16 protein-coding genes are annotated in these 16,663 nt (G+C 52.0%); 10 read left to right on the top strand and 6 right to left on the bottom strand.

Annotated elements, in window-relative coordinates:
• Window positions 1–87: 87 nt before the first annotated feature.
• From queA to M8Q36_RS00475, 8 genes are all read left to right on the top strand, one after another.
• A complete protein-coding gene (queA, locus tag M8Q36_RS00510; RefSeq protein WP_249879669.1) occupies window positions 88–1,158 on the top strand; it encodes a tRNA preQ1(34) S-adenosylmethionine ribosyltransferase-isomerase QueA in 1,071 nt (356 codons plus the stop codon).
• Window positions 1,159–1,209: 51 nt separating this feature from the next.
• Window positions 1,210–2,337, top strand: a complete 1,128-nt coding sequence (tgt, locus tag M8Q36_RS00505; RefSeq protein ID WP_020456739.1) for a tRNA guanosine(34) transglycosylase Tgt — start codon at window positions 1,210–1,212, stop codon at window positions 2,335–2,337.
• 21 nt (window positions 2,338–2,358) lie between these two features.
• On the top strand, window positions 2,359–2,691 hold the full coding sequence (yajC, locus tag M8Q36_RS00500) for a preprotein translocase subunit YajC (RefSeq protein ID WP_020456740.1): 333 nt from the start codon (window positions 2,359–2,361) through the stop codon (window positions 2,689–2,691).
• Window positions 2,692–2,718: 27 nt separating this feature from the next.
• Complete coding sequence (secD, locus tag M8Q36_RS00495; protein WP_071925261.1) at window positions 2,719–4,566, top strand: protein translocase subunit SecD; 1,848 nt, start codon at window positions 2,719–2,721, stop codon at window positions 4,564–4,566.
• A 10-nt stretch (window positions 4,567–4,576) separates the two neighbouring features.
• Window positions 4,577–5,548 carry a protein translocase subunit SecF gene (secF, locus tag M8Q36_RS00490; protein WP_020456742.1) on the top strand — a complete coding sequence of 324 codons (972 nt, stop codon included), beginning with the start codon at window positions 4,577–4,579 and terminating at the stop codon, window positions 5,546–5,548.
• 232 nt (window positions 5,549–5,780) lie between these two features.
• Window positions 5,781–6,413, top strand: a complete 633-nt coding sequence (locus tag M8Q36_RS00485; protein WP_249879668.1) for a response regulator — start codon at window positions 5,781–5,783, stop codon at window positions 6,411–6,413.
• Between the two features lie 16 nt (window positions 6,414–6,429).
• Window positions 6,430–7,155 carry an Hpt domain-containing protein gene (locus tag M8Q36_RS00480; protein WP_249879667.1) on the top strand — a complete coding sequence of 242 codons (726 nt, stop codon included), beginning with the start codon at window positions 6,430–6,432 and terminating at the stop codon, window positions 7,153–7,155.
• Between the two features lie 255 nt (window positions 7,156–7,410).
• Window positions 7,411–9,129 carry an ATP-binding protein gene (locus tag M8Q36_RS00475; protein WP_249879666.1) on the top strand — a complete coding sequence of 573 codons (1,719 nt, stop codon included), beginning with the start codon at window positions 7,411–7,413 and terminating at the stop codon, window positions 9,127–9,129.
• A 97-nt stretch (window positions 9,130–9,226) separates the two neighbouring features.
• Here M8Q36_RS00475 and M8Q36_RS00470 read toward each other — a convergent pair whose 3' ends face one another.
• The 5 genes from M8Q36_RS00470 to M8Q36_RS00450 form a co-directional block, all read right to left on the bottom strand.
• Entirely contained in the window at window positions 9,227–9,910 is a 684-nt protein-coding gene (locus M8Q36_RS00470) for a LuxR C-terminal-related transcriptional regulator (RefSeq protein ID WP_200552999.1), read from the bottom strand.
• Window positions 9,911–10,189: 279 nt separating this feature from the next.
• Window positions 10,190–11,452, bottom strand: coding sequence for a hypothetical protein (locus M8Q36_RS00465; protein ID WP_249879665.1), 1,263 nt, complete (start codon window positions 11,450–11,452; stop codon window positions 10,190–10,192).
• A complete protein-coding gene (locus M8Q36_RS00460) occupies window positions 11,449–12,240 on the bottom strand; it encodes an outer membrane lipoprotein-sorting protein (protein ID WP_249879664.1) in 792 nt (263 codons plus the stop codon). The genes M8Q36_RS00465 and M8Q36_RS00460 overlap by 4 nt, the downstream gene beginning before the upstream one ends.
• A gap of 35 nt (window positions 12,241–12,275) precedes the next feature.
• Window positions 12,276–13,673, bottom strand: a complete 1,398-nt coding sequence (locus M8Q36_RS00455) for an ABC transporter permease (RefSeq protein ID WP_249879663.1) — start codon at window positions 13,671–13,673, stop codon at window positions 12,276–12,278.
• Between the two features lie 9 nt (window positions 13,674–13,682).
• Window positions 13,683–14,366 (bottom strand): ABC transporter ATP-binding protein, encoded by a 684-nt coding sequence (locus tag M8Q36_RS00450; RefSeq protein ID WP_249879662.1) that lies wholly within the window; start codon window positions 14,364–14,366, stop codon window positions 13,683–13,685.
• Window positions 14,367–14,613: 247 nt separating this feature from the next.
• Here M8Q36_RS00450 and M8Q36_RS00445 point away from each other — a divergent pair, with 247 nt between their 5' ends.
• Window positions 14,614–14,979, top strand: a complete 366-nt coding sequence (locus M8Q36_RS00445) for a VOC family protein (protein ID WP_131410064.1) — start codon at window positions 14,614–14,616, stop codon at window positions 14,977–14,979.
• A gap of 50 nt (window positions 14,980–15,029) precedes the next feature.
• A complete protein-coding gene (locus M8Q36_RS00440; RefSeq protein ID WP_160271092.1) occupies window positions 15,030–15,719 on the top strand; it encodes a helix-turn-helix transcriptional regulator in 690 nt (229 codons plus the stop codon).
• A 41-nt stretch (window positions 15,720–15,760) separates the two neighbouring features.
• Here the strand turns inward: M8Q36_RS00440 and M8Q36_RS00435 are convergent, their stop codons facing one another.
• Window positions 15,761–16,630, bottom strand: a complete 870-nt coding sequence (locus tag M8Q36_RS00435; protein ID WP_249882696.1) for a nucleoside-specific channel-forming protein Tsx — start codon at window positions 16,628–16,630, stop codon at window positions 15,761–15,763.
• Between the last annotated feature and the right edge of the window lie 33 nt (window positions 16,631–16,663).

The raw sequence follows: 16,663 nt of genomic DNA, 5'->3' as shown, positions 1-16,663 counted from the left end.
TTGTTTGTCCAAAAGCGGCTAACGGTTGCAGCGAAGGGGCGTGGGCACTAGACTACCCGCCTCTTAAATATGTATCGAGTTAGTGTCATGCGCGTTGCCGATTTTTCCTTTGAATTGCCTGAATCCCTGATTGCCCATTACCCGCAGCCTGAGCGCAGCAGTTGCCGCTTACTGTCGCTGGATGGCCCAACAGGCGCGCTGACGCACGGTACTTTCACCGATTTGCTCGACAAGCTCAACCCCGGCGATCTGCTGGTGTTTAATAACACCCGCGTAATTCCGGCGCGCCTGTTCGGCCGTAAAGCCAGCGGCGGCAAGATTGAAGTGCTGGTCGAACGCATGCTCGACGATAAACGTATTCTGGCACATATTCGCGCATCCAAAGCGCCGAAACCGGGCGCGGAACTGCTGCTGGGTGACGCGGAAGATATCCAGGCAACGATGGTGGCGCGCCATGACGCGCTGTTCGAAGTCGAGTTTCACGACGAACGCCCGGTGCTGGATATCCTTAACGCAATCGGCCATATGCCGCTGCCGCCCTATATTGACCGCCCGGATGAAGACGCGGACCGTGAACTCTACCAGACCGTATACAGCCAGAAGCCTGGCGCGGTTGCCGCACCGACGGCAGGGCTGCATTTTGATGAGCCATTGCTTGAGCGCTTGCGTAATAAAGGCATCGAAATGGCGTTTGTGACGCTGCATGTAGGGGCGGGAACTTTCCAGCCGGTGCGCGTAGACAGCATTGAAGACCACGTTATGCATTCTGAATACGCCGAAGTGCCGCAGGAGGTTGTTGACGCGGTGCTGGCGGCAAAAGCGCGCGGCAATCGGGTTGTCGCCGTGGGAACCACGTCCGTGCGTTCGCTGGAAAGCGCCGCGCAGGCAGCAAAAAAAGATCTGATCGAGCCGTTCTTCGGCGATACGCAGATTTTCATTTATCCAGGTTACCAGTACCGGGTGATTGATGCGCTGGTCACCAACTTCCACTTACCGGAATCGACGCTGATCATGCTGGTTTCCGCCTTCGCCGGGTACCAACACACCATGAATGCGTACCGCGCCGCAGTTGCAGAGAAATATCGCTTTTTTAGTTACGGGGATGCGATGTTTATCACGTACAATCCGCAAGCCATTTTTGAACGCGTCGGGGAATAGGTCCGCGGCGCTGGTTTTAAACGTCAGACTGTCTTTCTGGCTGGAGAAGAAATGAAATTTGAACTGGATACCACTGACGGACGCGCCCGCCGCGGTCGTCTGGTGTTTGATCGCGGCGTGGTTGAAACGCCAGCGTTTATGCCTGTGGGTACTTACGGCACCGTAAAAGGGATGACGCCGGAAGAAGTTGAAGCCACCGGCGCACAGATTATCCTCGGCAACACCTTCCACCTGTGGCTGCGCCCGGGTCAGGAGATCATGAAGCTGCACGGCGATCTGCACGACTTTATGCAGTGGAAAGGCCCAATCCTTACCGATTCCGGCGGTTTCCAGGTGTTCAGCCTTGGCGACATCCGCAAGATCACCGAAGCGGGCGTACACTTTCGTAACCCGATCAACGGCGATCCTATTTTCCTCGATCCCGAAAAATCGATGGAGATTCAGTACGATCTCGGTTCCGATATCGTGATGATCTTCGACGAATGTACGCCGTATCCGGCGGACTGGGATTACGCAAAACGCTCCATGGAGATGTCTCTGCGCTGGGCGAAACGTAGTCGTGAGCGTTTTGATGGGCTGGGTAACAAAAACGCGCTGTTCGGTATTATTCAGGGCAGCGTTTACGAAGATTTACGCGATATCTCGGTCAAAGGTCTGGTAGAGATTGGCTTTGATGGCTACGCTGTCGGCGGTCTGGCTGTGGGCGAGCCGAAAGAAGATATGCACCGTATTCTGGAGCATGTCTGCCCGCAAATCCCCGCAGACAAACCACGATACCTGATGGGCGTCGGTAAACCAGAAGATCTGGTTGAAGGCGTGCGACGCGGCATTGATATGTTTGACTGCGTGATGCCGACGCGCAACGCCCGTAACGGTCACCTGTTTGTGACCAATGGCGTGGTGAAAATCCGTAACGCGAAATATAAAAGCGATACCGGCCCGCTTGATAGCGAGTGTGATTGCTATACCTGTCGCAATTATTCTCTTGCTTACTTGCATCATCTCGACCGTTGCAACGAAATATTGGGCGCGCGTCTCAATACCATTCATAACCTGCGGTATTATCAGCGTTTAATGGCTGGTTTACGCAAGGCTATCGAAGAGGGTAAATTAGAGAGCTTCGTCGCGGATTTTTACCAGCGTCAGGGGCGGTCTGTACCACCTTTGAACGTTGATTAATTTAATAATGAGGGAATTTGAATGAGCTTTTTTATTTCTGATGCGGTAGCAGCAGCAGGCGCACCGGCAGCCCAAAGCCAGTGGACGTTGATTCCGATGCTGGTGGTGTTCGGTCTGATTTTTTACTTCATGATCCTGCGCCCGCAGCAAAAACGCACGAAAGAGCATAAAAAGCTGATGGACTCCATCGCCAAAGGTGATGAAGTGCTGACCAATGGTGGTCTGATCGGCCGCGTGACCAAAGTAGCAGACACTGGCTACATTGCTATCGCACTGAACGACACCACCGAAGTGGTAATCAAACGTGACTTCGTAGCTGCCGTTCTGCCGAAAGGCACGATGAAGGCGCTGTAATCTATTGTTTTCCCAAAGGGAACTGCCGTGTTAAACCGTTATCCTTTGTGGAAGTACATTATGCTGGTCGTCGTCATTATCGTCGGCCTGCTTTACGCACTTCCCAACCTGTATGGTGAGGATCCGGCTGTTCAGATCACTGGCGTGCGCGGTGTCGCCGCCAGTGAGCAAACGCTGATCCAGGTCCAGAACGATCTACAAAAAGAAAAAATCAACGCGAAGTCTGTGGCACTGGAAGAGGGCGCGATTCTTGCTCGCTTCGATTCTACTGATACGCAGCTGCGCGCCCGCGAAGTGCTGGTCAGCGCGTTAGGCGATCAGTATGTTGTCGCGCTTAACCTTGCTCCGGCAACACCACGCTGGTTGACCGCCATTAAAGCCGAACCGATGAAACTCGGTCTCGATCTGCGCGGCGGTGTGCACTTCCTGATGGAAGTGGATATGCAAACAGCGCTCAGTAAACTGCAGGAACAAAACATGGACAGCCTGCGCAGCGATCTGCGCGACAAAGGCATTCCTTACACCACCGTGCGTAAGGAAGATAACTATGGCCTGAGCATTCAATTCCGCGACAGCGCGGCGCGCGATCAGGCGAATGCTTACCTGACAGCCCGCCACCGCGATCTCGTTATCTCCAATCAGGGCGACAACGTACTGCGCGCCGTGATGAGCGATGCGCGTCTGAGCGAAGCCCGCGAATATGCTGTTCAGCAGAACATCAATATCCTGCGTAACCGTGTAAACCAACTGGGCGTGGCTGAGCCGCTGGTACAGCGCCAGGGCGCTGACCGCATCGTGGTTGAGCTGCCGGGTATTCAGGATACCGCGCGTGCGAAAGAGATTCTGGGCGCCACTGCGACGCTGGAATTCCGCCTCGTTAACAGCAGTGTGGATGCATCCGCCGCCGCCGCTGGTCGTGTACCAGGTGACTCCGAAGTGAAACAGACGCGCGAAGGGCAGCCTGTTGTGCTGTACAAACGCGTGATCCTGACCGGCGACCATATCACCGACTCAACGTCCAGCCAGGATGAGTACAACCAACCGCAGGTGAACATTTCACTGGATAGCGCGGGTGGCAACATCATGTCTAACTTCACCAAGGACAATATCGGTAAACCGATGGCGACCTTGTTTGTGGAGTACAAAGACAGCGGTAAAAAAGATGCCAACGGACGTGCGGTGCTGGTGAAACAGGAAGAGGTGATTAACATCGCCAACATCCAGTCTCGCCTCGGCAACAGCTTTCGTATTACCGGTATCAGCAACCCGAACGAAGCGCGCCAGCTTTCTCTGCTGCTGCGTGCCGGTGCGCTGATTGCACCGATTCAGATTGTTGAAGAACGCACCATTGGCCCAACGCTTGGTTCGCAGAACATCACGCAGGGTCTGGAAGCGTGCCTGGCAGGTCTGGTGGTTTCTATCATCTTCATGATCTTCTTCTATAAGAAGTTTGGTCTGATCGCCACGTCCGCGCTGATTGCCAACCTGGTGTTAATTGTCGGCATTATGTCGCTGTTGCCTGGCGCAACGCTGACGATGCCGGGGATTGCGGGTATCGTGTTAACCCTTGCGGTGGCGGTGGATGCCAACGTTCTGATAAACGAACGTATTAAAGAAGAGCTGAGCAACGGCCGTTCGGTACAGCAGGCGATTCATGAAGGTTATCAGGGCGCGTTTTCATCCATTTTCGATGCGAACGTCACCACGTTGATCAAAGTGCTTATCCTTTACGCGGTAGGTACTGGTTCAATTAAAGGGTTTGCGATCACTACCGGTATCGGTGTGGCGACCTCAATGTTCACCGCTATTGTCGGTACCCGTGCCATCGTCAACCTGTTGTACGGCGGCAAACGCATTAACAAGCTGTCTATCTGAGGAGTGCGTTGTGGCACAGGATTATACTGTTGAACAATTGAACCACGGCCGTAAAGTCTGGGACTTTATGCGCTGGGACAACTGGGCTTTTATCATTTCCGGCGCGCTGCTGATCCTCTCCATCGTTGTGATGGGCGTTCGCGGCTTTAACTGGGGCCTGGATTTTACCGGTGGTACGGTTATCGAAATCTCGCTGGAAAAACCAGCGGATATGGATTTGATGCGTGACGCGCTGGAGAAAGCGGGCTTCCAGGAGCCGCTGCTGCAAAACTTCGGTAGCAGCCGCGACATCATGGTACGTATGCCGCCTGCTCAGGGCGAAACCGGTGGCCAGGTGCTGGGAAGTAAAGTCGTTAGCGTGATTAACGAAGCGACCAGCCAGAATGCTGCTGTAAAACGTATTGAGTTTGTCGGTCCGAGCGTAGGCGCTGATCTGGCGCAGACCGGTGGGATGGCGCTGCTGGTCGCGTTGATCAGTATTCTGGTTTATGTCGGTTTCCGCTTCGAGTGGCGTCTGGCGGCGGGCGTGGTTATCGCGCTGGCGCACGACGTTATTATCACGATGGGCGTACTCTCGCTGTTCCAGATTGAGATTGACCTGACCATCGTGGCGTCGCTGATGTCGGTAATTGGTTACTCGCTTAACGACAGCATCGTGGTATCTGACCGTATTCGTGAGAACTTCCGCAAGATCCGCCGCGGCACGCCATACGAGATCTTTAACATCTCTCTGACGCAAACATTGCACCGTACATTGATCACATCCGGTACGACGTTAGTGGTGATTTTGATGCTTTATCTCTTTGGCGGCGCGATGCTGAAGGGCTTCTCGCTGACCATGCTTATCGGTGTTTCCATCGGTACGGCTTCGTCTATCTATGTCGCGTCTGCTCTGGCGCTGAAAATGGGAATGAAGCGCGAGCATTTACTGCAGCAGAAAGTGGAAAAAGAAGGGGCGGATCAGCCGTCTATTCTGCCGTGAGCATTCGTTGCACCAAACAAACCGCAGCCATGTGCTGCGGTTTTTTTATCTGTGGCATTTTTTCTATTTATAATAAAAACGCATTTATTTATTAAATATATTAATTTCGCTTTTTTATTTTTATAAAATGCGAGCGCCTTTCCTTTATTAAATATTCATTCTGCATTGCCATTTTTTTTTGTTAAAGTGCGTGAACTCGTAATGATATGGCTGTGACCAGAGATTTCTAAGCGTGTTGAAACCTAAAAAAGTGTTGATTGCAGATGATCACCCTATTTATTTAATGGGGATGCGAGCGTTACTCGCACCACTTTCCGCGCAATACATCATCGTTGATGAAGCTATGACCGCCGATGAAGTCGTGGCAAAGCTGGAGCAGCACGCAACCGATATTCTGATAACCGATCTCAGCATGCCCGGAGAACGATACAATGATGGTCTGGCGCTCATTCAATTATTAAAAAGACGCTGGCCAGATTTGCTGATTATTGTGGTTTCTATGATCAATAACCCAGGTATTCAGCATTCATTACTCCGTCTCGGAGTGCACACGGTATTAAATAAGGCCAGCTTGTCGACAAAGCTGTTACAGACATTGCAAGCGCTCACCTCGCCTGCTATTTCCCCGAGAACGAATACGCCGCAAGAAGACGCTTCCGCGCAACTTGAGGTGAAGTTGACGCCAAAAGAGAATGAAGTGTTACGCCTGTTATTGCGCGGCATGACGGTGAACGATATCAGTACCCGGCTTAGCAGGACGAAACAAACCGTCAGCGCACAGAAAAAAAGTGCCATGCGCAAACTGGGTGTCACCTCCGAATACGAGCTCTATCAATACCTGCAGCAAATTGGATTAACAAGTTAACGACATGGAGTTTGTTATGCATGGAATGCAGACACTACTTGCGACGTGCAGTGCTGAGCAGCAGCGCGTGCTCGCCCAACAGCTGCGCTTTTGCAGTGATGTAAATATCGCTACTGTGAATATAAGCGATGCGCAGAATGCGCTTTCCCGTCACCCCTGGCATGCGCTATTGGTCGATTTGAGCGAGAGTGCACATTCAGGTGTTGATTTAGTTGAGAAGCTTCTCGCTGCGGAGTTGGCGGGAGAATTAACATTACCTTCGTTATTACTGGCCTGCATAGGCAATGAACAGCCAGAAACAGAATCAATGCTGCGTCTGAAGGGGTTCGACCATATTTTGTCTCTTCCTTTATCTGCAGAGCGTTTACGCTGCTCTTTTCAGTCGAGGGATATAGCACAACCGGAGCTGCGTGAATTACATCTGCTGGCGAATCATCAGCAGCCAATAATTGATGCCATGCTCCCGAAGCTCTTACAGGCGTTAGCGGCCGACATTCAACAACTCGACATCATCGCGCGCACAGGAACACTCCTTCAAATTGCGAATCTTGCCCACCGAATGAAATCTTCCTGGTATCTTTTGGGAATGCGCCGGGCGATACGCTACTGCATCGTGATGGAACGATTGCCGAAGTTGATTGATGAGGGAACGATAAATAAAGAAAATATTTCTAAAATGCGTCAGCGTTTTATTTCACTCATGTTTAAAGATTATAACCAACTGGTTTTATTATTTGGTTAATTGACTGTGAGTATGCTCGCGTCGAATTATTGATAGGTTTTACATATTGCATCGACCAGCAATTGCAAACGGGAAAAGCGAATGTCTTCTTTTATTTTTCACCGTATTAAATGGTGCGTTTTTTTATTATCGCTTCTCTTTATTTGCTGCCTCGCAGTAAATGCTCGTCCGACAAATATCGCTTTTTATACAGCCGATATTTCCGGCAGCGGAGCAACAGAAAAGCAAGTCATCCATCCGATCGGATCTGCAGCTGTGAATACGTTTCCGGTGAACAATGGAGTTGCTGCGCAAAAGAGCGTGTTTTGGCAGGGCGGGCGCCGTCATATCAAGGTCATTAGTCTGGTGATGTCGGTGATTGTTATCATCTCGATGGTGTGGATCATTTCGCTCAGACGCCAGGTCAACCAGCGCATACGTATGCAACAGCGACTTAAAGAGCAACTCGCCTGCATGAGCAATATGATGTTTTCCGTCCCCTGGCCGGTTGCGGTGCGTAATCTGCGCGGGGAGCTTGTCAGTTGTAATAGCCGCTATCTGGAAGAGATGAACGTCACGCGCGATGAGGTGTATGGGAAAACCGTCGATGTATTACCTTTGCCGGATTTCATGATCCGTGAGTTTCACCGCGACTATCAACGGGTGATTACCACAGGTGTCCCGCACATGCGTGACAGGTTGCTGACGTTTAACCACTCAGCCCAATCACGCACTGTTTTTTACTGGATTATTCCTTTTCACGGCAGCGATGGCCGAAACAATGGTGTTTTAAGTGGCTGGATAGACATGACGGAGCGGCAGGAATTCATTCAGCAATTGAATGAAGCGAGGGATGAAGCCGTAGCGGCAAATCGGGCGAAGACGAATTTTCTCTCGGTAATGAGCCATGAAATTCGCACGCCGTTAAACGCGATTCTTGGCATTCTGGAACTGCAAATCAAACAGAATGTGCTGGCGCAACAGCCACAGCCAATGCTGGAAGTTGCGCACGATGCCGCAAAAAATTTACTCGCTGTCGTGGGGGATATTCTGGATATTTCACGGATTGAATCGGGCCGTATGGCAATAGCGCCGCGAAAAGAGGAGCTGATTGCGTTGACACGCTCGGTAGCGCTGTTATTCAAAGAGGCGACCGATCAAAAACAGCTAACGATTAATATGCATGTAGAAGGTGGCGAACGGTGTCTGCTAAAAATTGACCCTCATCGTTATAAACAGATCCTTTCGAACCTGTTAAGTAATGCGGTTAAATTTACCCGCGAAGGTTCAATAGACGTCATTCTAAAACATGAACCGGCTGTTGAGGGGATGATTGCGGTTTCGCTGACCGTAAAAGATACCGGTATCGGCATTACGCCCGAAGACCAAAAAAGGCTTTTTAAACCCTTCACCCAGTTGGGTTCCGATAAAGACGCCTCGCGGCTCGGCTCAGGGCTGGGGCTGTTTATCTGCCGTACCCTGTGTGAACTGATGAAAGGCGAATTAACGCTGGAAAGTACCCCTGGCCAGGGTACCGCTGTGCATGTGCATGTGCGTTTGCGCCTGCCTGCTGTAGCGGTAAATCCTGCTGAGCATGTATCGGCGGTGCCAGCAAGGCGCTCACCTTCCGGCGTAAAACGGGTGCTCATTGTTGATGATTATCCGCCGAACCTTATGTTGTTACGTCATCAACTTGAATTTCTTGGTCATCAGGTCAGCGAAGCAACGAATGGAGAAGAAGCGCTAACCCTTTGGTTGATGACCCGCAATTACGATTACATTCTGATCGATTGCAACATGCCGGTGATGGATGGTTTCACGCTGGCAAAGCTGATACGCGCGGAAGAGCTGCGTTCCGGAGAGATGCGTGCAACGCTATTGGGGTTCACCGCCATTGCGCAAGCCGAGGTTGTTGAACAATGCATCGCGGCAGGAATGGATGGCTGTTTGTTTAAGCCTTGCAGCCAGGAAGTGATCAATAAATGGATTAAATAGCTGTTGATAATTTTTAAGTTATACATAAAGGCCTGAGTTGGAAAAATACAGAGGCCTTTTTATTTACCGGCTAATAGATTAAATGCGATGCAGCAATTTACATTGCGATATCAAACATCCGCGTCTGAAATAATAAACAATAAAGCTGGCAATCCGTTCGCACATTGAGTTTTCCCATGGCGCGGAGTTTATGTGCGCTGACAGTTTTAATACTAATGTTCATGCGTTTGGAAATCGTCGTTAACGAAAGCCCACGGCATAATAAGCGTAAAACCTCACTTTCGCGCGTTGATAATTCCTGCGGTGTCAGCGCATCGCGGCGGAAAAGTGAATCCATTAACCCTCGTTCAATATAGACTTCGTCCATTAGCACGGTAGTAATGGCTCGCCAGAGCGTGCGTTCGCTGGTGTTACGGCTTATATAGCCTTTGGCACCCGCTTCCAGCGCAATACGAATAAGATTCGTATTGTTATAAGGCGATAACACGATGGTTTTTGTATTGGGGTAACGGCTTGAAATCCATTTTACCAGTGCAACGCCATCCAGTTCCGACACAGGGTTACCCGTTTTAATGGTATGCAGGCCATAACCCAGAAAGAGAAGATCCACTTTTTTACTGGCGAGAATATCAAGAAGTTCTGTTTGCTCATTGGTGTCACCGATAACATCAATATCAAGTTTATCAGTATTAAGATTGCTGTTTTTTAGTGAGTTAATCATCGAGGTCATTCCCCGACGTATAATGGCATGCTCATCCACAATTAAAATATTAATGGACATAGATTAACCTCCTAAACCTGCCTGAGGAATGTAAGCGGGATAGAGAAGATACGATGTTCTATTCCTGTTTTCTATCTGACCAGTAAGAAAAATGACCATGATATTTAAGCCCGGTTTGTAAGGTTTGATAGATAAAATGCCAGTGTCTATTTCAGGACTGCGCGTTATATTCCTGAAGCGGATGAATTTCCCTTCAACGCCTGTTGGGAGGGGGAGTCAGGTAATTCGCACTGCTATTGTGGGTAGGCGATTGATGATACCCCGGCAATATCACGCAGTTTAAAAATAGTAATCCACGGAGAGTTGCCAGCGCCTGTCTGGCTGCACGCTATAGGTCTTTTTTACCTCAGGGCGGTAGATTTTTTGCCACTGAAGGGCGATATCCACCGAATTCAGATGACGCCTTAGCTCGACAAATCCCATATTTTTCTGGCGCTGCAAATCCCGCTGCCAAATCAGGTTGAAGTCATACTGGTCGGCGATGTCTTTCCAGTACGCCTGCAATAGCGCACCACGCCGTGGCGTCAGCCCGTCTTGCGCTTGCTGCGCGGTGTTGTCTGCGGGAGAGGCGGCAATCTGTGCGGCGATATAAGGGGGAGCGGCACGAAGTGTGGCGATGGCCTTTTTGCTGTCGGCACTGCCGTTATAGTGCCCCTCAAGACGCAGGGTTAAATGGTTCTCGCCAGTCCAGGTTAAACCAACGGCTGCACGGTTACGCCACGCCGTATCCCACTGGCTTTCGGGCAGCGCTTCCTGCCAGTTGAAGGGCTGGCGTCCTCCCGCCCATTCCGCATAGACCAGCGCGGAGCGCGACAGCACCCGCGAAAGGTTGATGCCCAACTGAGGTGATCGGTGTTCTTCCTGTAGCAGCAATAATTGAGGATTAAGGTTTTCGGCAAAGCGATAGCTTCCCGCCAGTAAGACACGTTCGCGGGGATTACTGGCATTCCAGTCAAGGCTGGCGCTGTTCTGCCGCCGGCTGGCACTGATTTTTGGCGACCAGATCACCGTTGCTGCCGCGTTGTCCCAAAATTTTTGCAAACGGATCATGGCATTGCCCAGGCGGTTGCTGCGCAGGGACTCCGGATCGGCCGATATGGCTGAACGCACAGTACCGCGACCAAGAAAGTCGGTAGGGTTGTAGCCCAGCGCAACGCCATAACGGGTGTTAATGCGCCCGACATCGATGGAGGCCTGAGACGTCAGCGCATAGCTAAGCCAGGCTTCACGCAAGGTATTGATATTACGATTTTGGCTCAGATGGTGAGAGAAGCGGCTATCGAAGCGGTTCGAAAGTACAGCCCGCCAGTTGCGTAACAGGGTTTTGTCCCAGCGCATATCCAGCGACGCGCGTTGCTCTTTGGCGCTGTTTTCGTTCAGGCTGCTGGCTATTTCGAGTAGTCCACTCAGCGCCTTATTTTCTACGGCGGTAAACTCGGTCTTATCCGCCAGTTCAAGCGCCGCCAGGGTGCTATCCTGCTGTGCGCTGGCAGAAGCGTTGCACAGCGCGCCGAGTGCGATGAGCCAGCGCGTAGCCTTCATTGATCCGTATCCTTAAAGTGCGCCAGATAATCGCGTTGTAGCCACGCTTCCGGGACATCCCGCCAGGCAAAATTCTGCTGGCGCAGAACGGTAACAAGCTGGGCGTTGACGCCATCAATGATCACCGCCTCGGTGGGACGCACACCGCCAAGCGCAGGTTCGTAGCGACGATACCAGGTCGTTTTCAGCAGGTTGCCATTAACGGCGTAAAACTCCGCTTTACGGCTTTTGAAATCGTTTTTGTCGACCCAAAGATCCATCGAAGGGTAGGGAGCGTCCGGATTGGTTGCGACTAAATGCAAGTGGTAGCAGTCGCGCATTTGCTTTTCGCCGTCCTGGATCTGCTCTTCTGCCACCAGGCTTGCCTTGTAATCTTCGGCCCAGTTTGCTGTTACGACATCACCGTTAGACGCTTGGCCCAACAGACGCTGTTGCGGGGAGATTGGCACGCTCGCCTGGCTTGCCGGGTCATAAAGCCAGAGATCGCGGCCGCTTTTCAGGGTCAATTTACCCGCATCGCGCTGCGGACTGATAAAGCGCAGCAGGCTGCGGAATTGACCGCCATTCGGCGATGCGCGCGAGTAAAGCACCAGTTTGCTGGTGTCGTTCTGCTTGCCGTTTTTATAACTGATAAGCGTTGTGACCAGGCTAAAGGAGCGATCCGGGTTACGCACCTCGTCGCTTTTTTTCAGGATTTGTTGCGCTTCAAGCGCGGCGCTTGCTGGCATCGCGGCTAACAAGAGCCACACCAGGCACAAGGGTGCCAGTGGTTTCTTTTGCAATTGCATTACGTTCTTCCTTGTTAATAGACGAAGGGCAGGGGTCAGATATGGCGCAGCGCCTCGACGATAGAGACATTCGCCGCGTGGCGTGCAGGCCACCACGATGAGATCACGGTTATCAGCAACAACACGCCGACTACGCTGCTAACCATTCCCCACTCTCCCCACACACTGATATGGATCCTGATTGGCACTGTCACGCCGGGAGGCTGCCAGGTAAGCCCGGCGTGATTGATCAGATACGCCAGCAATAAAGAGACGATTACCCCGATAATCGAGCCGAACACACCCAGTAGCGAGCCTTCACTGAGAAACAAGCGCTGGATATCACGCCGTTTCTGCCCGACAGCACGCAGCGTACCAATCTCCACCGTGCGCTCCATTACCGCCATTCCCATGGTGTTACTGACGGTGAATAGCGCGATGGCGAGGATGAGAACCAGCATGAAATTGAGCATGTTATCGAACATTTTCAGTACCTGTTTATACAACGGCTGCAGCTCGGTGAAGTCGTATACTGTCAGTGGATAATCCGCGAGTTCGTTGGCAAAAAGCTGCTGGAGCCGCGCTCGCGCATCCGCCAGTTGCGAGGTGCTGTGCAGTTGCAGAATGATAGCCGTCACGCCCGGCGTCTCCTGACCAAACAGCAGTTGTTGCGCCTGGTGCAGATGGATGCCGACGAAGCTATCATCCAGCTCACGAGCGGGTTGCGGCTGAATGCCTTCCACTTTAACGCGCACGATATTTGGCGCGCCGTTACCGGAAGCCGCCAGCAGTTCAATGTAATTACCACTGTCCGCAGCGTATGCCTGCCGCGCTTGTTGCGACAGTTGCAGAAGATCGGCCGGGAGATCGGCGGCGTGGTTCTCTTTGGCTGGTGGAGCACTGCAAGGCTGGTTGCTGGCGAGGTTGCACAGTTGCAGCAAACGCGCCAGACCGCCGCCAATAAATGCCGAATCCGCTGCGGCACCAGAGTATATCTGGCGGTTTTGCAGGAAATCCCCGAGGTGGTATTCGTCCCATTTGTTCAGTTGCACTTTTCCTGCGGCGTCACTGCCGTAAATAAGCGCCGGACGTGATGTCCCGACCGCGTAATGTCCGGCGATGCCTGTCAGCGTCAGCACCGGCGTGCTGACGGTGAGCATCGGTTGCAGTACCGGATCGCTGGCGATGATATCCATCACTTTCTGGTAATTGCGGATGCTGTATTGCGCCGGGTTTCCCGTACCGTGCAGTAAATAATCCCGATGCTGGATTTGCAGATGACCGGTGCTACGCACAAAAGTCGTTTGCAAACTGTATTTGATCGAGTGGTTATAACCGCCAAACAGCAGAATACCGACGGCACCCACCACGATTGCACAGAGTGTTGATAAGGTACGGCGACGGTTACGCAGCAGGTTGCGCAGCGCGTGTTTGAGCGTTTTTAGTTTCAGCATGTTCTCTCCTTAGCAATCGCCCGGGCCGTTCACACTGCCGTCGTGGACGACATACAAATCATCGGCCTCGGCAATCACCTGCGGATCGTGGGAAGAGAACACCACCGTAACGGCATGCTCCTGCTGCAAACGCCGTAACAGCTGTAAAATGGATTTGCCGGTTTTGCTGTCAAGGTTCGCAGTGGGTTCGTCCGCCACCACCAGCGCTGGGCGGTGAATGAGCGCCCGGGCGATGGCGACGCGCTGGCGCTGCCCGCCAGAGAGCTGGTTCGGCAATGAATCGGCTTTATCGCCAAGGCCGACGCTCTCAAGCATGTCGTTGACCGCCTGTTTGCGCCAGGCCGCGGTGTGACGCTGTGCGAGAAGTGGAATTTCGACATTTTCACGTGCGGTGAGCACCGGGATAAGATTGAAGTTCTGAAAGATAAATCCAAGGTTACGGGCGCGAAAAGCGCTGCACTGGTCGTCATTGAGGCTGTTCATTTCGCGATCGGCAATCACCAGGCGGCCACTATCGGGAGTATCAATACCGCCGATTAAGTTCAGTAGTGTCGTTTTGCCACTGCCGGACTGACCGGATAATACGGTAAACCGTTTTGCTGCAATGTTGAGCGTCACCTCTTTTAATGCGTCAACACGAACCTGTCCTAATAAATAACTTTTACTGACGGCCTGCATTTCAACTGCCCACATCGTTCCCTGTTCCTTAGCGTGTAGTTGCTGTTTGTATCGGCTACCCATTACGGCAGGGGGCGGAGTTTATAGATATCATTTTGCTTTGAATACATAGCCTGCTCATTAATGCTTTGGTTAATTATGTTTTTCGGATAATTATCGCGGCAGGACGGAAAATAGTAAGACGATCCCTACTGACAATATGTTGTCAGGAGCCCTCTGGCAGACTCACTGTGTTGATTTTTCTAACGCAGAGGAACAGAGCATGAACACATTAGTGAATTGGTTTGAATTGCCGGTACAGCAACTGGATCGAGCAGTCGCGTTTTATGAGCATGTATTAGGTGGTCAGTTTCGCCATGAGACCGTAGCCGGTATCGAAATGGCGGTATTTCCGCATGTAAAACCCGCGACCGGCGGTGCGCTGGTAAAAGGGCCAATGTTCCAGCCGGCAAGCGGTGGTACAGTGGTCTACCTGGCGACGGCAAACCTTGCGGCTGCGCTGGAACGCGTGCGTGAAAAGGGCGGTGAATGTTGTTTTGGCCCGGAAGTATTGCCGCAGGGCATTGGTACTATTGCCTTGATTATTGACAGTGAGGGTAACCGGGTTGGATTGCATCAACCCGCCTGAACCACTGATGCCCGTGCTGATGCGCGGGCTTTTCTTCATCCGGATAAGTTATGAGCCGTCGTGCTGATCGATTGTTTCAGATAGTCCAGGTTCTGCGTACCCGACGTCGCGTGACGGCGGCGCTACTGGCCGAGCGGCTGGAGGTTTCTGAACGCACCATCTATCGCGACATTCGCGATTTGTCGCTTTCCGGCGTACCGATTCAGGGCGAAGCGGGTAGTGGCTACCGTTTGCTGCCCGGTTTCGATTTGCCGCCGTTAATGTTTACCGGTCTTGAGGTTGAAGCACTAATTGCCGCTATCGGCATGTTGCAAACCTGGAGCGGTGATACGCTGGCACAGGCTGCCGGTTCGGCGCAGGAAAAACTTTTGGCGGTGCTGCCTTACGACAAACGCATTACGGCTGAACGCAACCGCATTGTTTCACCCAATTTTGATAAATACCCGCAGGTACGCGTCTGGTTTGATGTTATGCACCAGGCGATGCGACTGCATCAGGAGCTGCATTTGCATTATGAAGACGACAAAGGAAAAGCCTCGGAGCGGGTGATCCATCCGTTAGGGTTGTCGTTTATGGGAAGTGTGTGGGTATTGGTGTCGTGGTGTACGTTACGCGATGACTATCGCTGTTTTCGCCTCGATCGCTGCACATCGGTTGCTTTTACCGGCAAGACATTTACGGAACGTGCGGACAGATCGATGCAGGATTTCGTTAACCTGCAGAAAGCGCGCTTTCAATAAAAAAGCCGACCATCGGTCGGCTTTTATGCAATGCAGTGGGATTAGAAGTTGTAACCAACAACCAGGTAACCACCCCAACCGGTAGAACGCACATAGCTATCACCCAGGGCCGCATCATCTTTGAACTGACCGCCATTGTGCCAGTAACGCGCCACTACAGAGTAGTGCCAGTGATCATATCCCAGAGAGAGGATATGGCTGGAGGCAATCGAGTTGTTGGTGCGGAACTGTTCGCCGTTAACGTAGTAGCGGCTGTCGCCCAGTTTTGAGCCCCAGTCAAAGTTGGTAAAACCGATGTAGCTCAGCTGGCCGCCCCACAGGCTGGTGATCGGCACGAAATATTTCACTTTGAAACGGTAGCCATCCCACTCGTTCTGGTTCGGCGCATCGTAGTTCTGCCACTGGTATTTCGCATAGACGTTCAGGGAGAGGCTCATCGGCAGACCGGTGTCGATATCGGTACCCAGACCCATGTACCAGGTGCTCTGGCGGCCGGAGGCGTTGCGACCCATGTCGTAAATGTAGTTGTTGGCGAAGTACCACTCTTTGAACGGACCGAAACTCAGGTCGGTTCCGGTCAGCTTATCAATAGAGAAACGCGGCTCGATTTCCATAAACAGCGGCGAACCGTGGTTCCAGATCCCCTTCGCACCGGTGTTACCACCGAAGAAGACCGGCGCATCCAGGTAGCCGTAGAAATCAAACCAATCTTTCTTGGCGAACGCTTCATATTCCAGATAAGTATCGTTACGCGGAACAGGCCCGAAACGGGTGTGGTAGCTGCCCACCACGTTTACGCTCTGGTGCCACCAGTCGGAAACGTATTCAGGTTTGCTGTTATCCGCTGCGTTAGCAGTAAAAGAAGCGGAAAGCGCCAGAGCAGCACCGGCTGCGAGAATTGTTTTTTTCATCATTACGCCACTGATTGAGATCCCAGACGGGAG

Origin of the sequence: Kosakonia sp. R1.Fl, from assembly GCF_023516815.1 — a bacterium.
Classification (GTDB): domain Bacteria; phylum Pseudomonadota; class Gammaproteobacteria; order Enterobacterales; family Enterobacteriaceae; genus Kosakonia.
Note: the sequence above shows the minus strand (reverse complement) of the source record. Positions and strands in the feature narration are given on the sequence as shown.

Coding starts and splice junctions, on each gene's coding strand:
- queA (WP_249879669.1), top strand. CDS start 88: ATGCGCGTTGCCGATTTTTCCTTTGAATTGCCTGAATCCCTGATTGCC.
- tgt (WP_020456739.1), top strand. CDS start 1,210: ATGAAATTTGAACTGGATACCACTGACGGACGCGCCCGCCGCGGTCGT.
- yajC (WP_020456740.1), top strand. CDS start 2,359: ATGAGCTTTTTTATTTCTGATGCGGTAGCAGCAGCAGGCGCACCGGCA.
- M8Q36_RS00480 (WP_249879667.1), top strand. CDS start 6,430: ATGCATGGAATGCAGACACTACTTGCGACGTGCAGTGCTGAGCAGCAG.
- M8Q36_RS00470 (WP_200552999.1), bottom strand. CDS start 9,910: ATGTCCATTAATATTTTAATTGTGGATGAGCATGCCATTATACGTCGG.
- M8Q36_RS00465 (WP_249879665.1), bottom strand. CDS start 11,452: ATGAAGGCTACGCGCTGGCTCATCGCACTCGGCGCGCTGTGCAACGCT.
- M8Q36_RS00460 (WP_249879664.1), bottom strand. CDS start 12,240: ATGCAATTGCAAAAGAAACCACTGGCACCCTTGTGCCTGGTGTGGCTC.
- M8Q36_RS00455 (WP_249879663.1), bottom strand. CDS start 13,673: ATGCTGAAACTAAAAACGCTCAAACACGCGCTGCGCAACCTGCTGCGT.
- M8Q36_RS00450 (WP_249879662.1), bottom strand. CDS start 14,366: ATGTGGGCAGTTGAAATGCAGGCCGTCAGTAAAAGTTATTTATTAGGA.
- M8Q36_RS00445 (WP_131410064.1), top strand. CDS start 14,614: ATGAACACATTAGTGAATTGGTTTGAATTGCCGGTACAGCAACTGGAT.
- M8Q36_RS00440 (WP_160271092.1), top strand. CDS start 15,030: ATGAGCCGTCGTGCTGATCGATTGTTTCAGATAGTCCAGGTTCTGCGT.
- M8Q36_RS00435 (WP_249882696.1), bottom strand. CDS start 16,630: ATGAAAAAAACAATTCTCGCAGCCGGTGCTGCTCTGGCGCTTTCCGCT.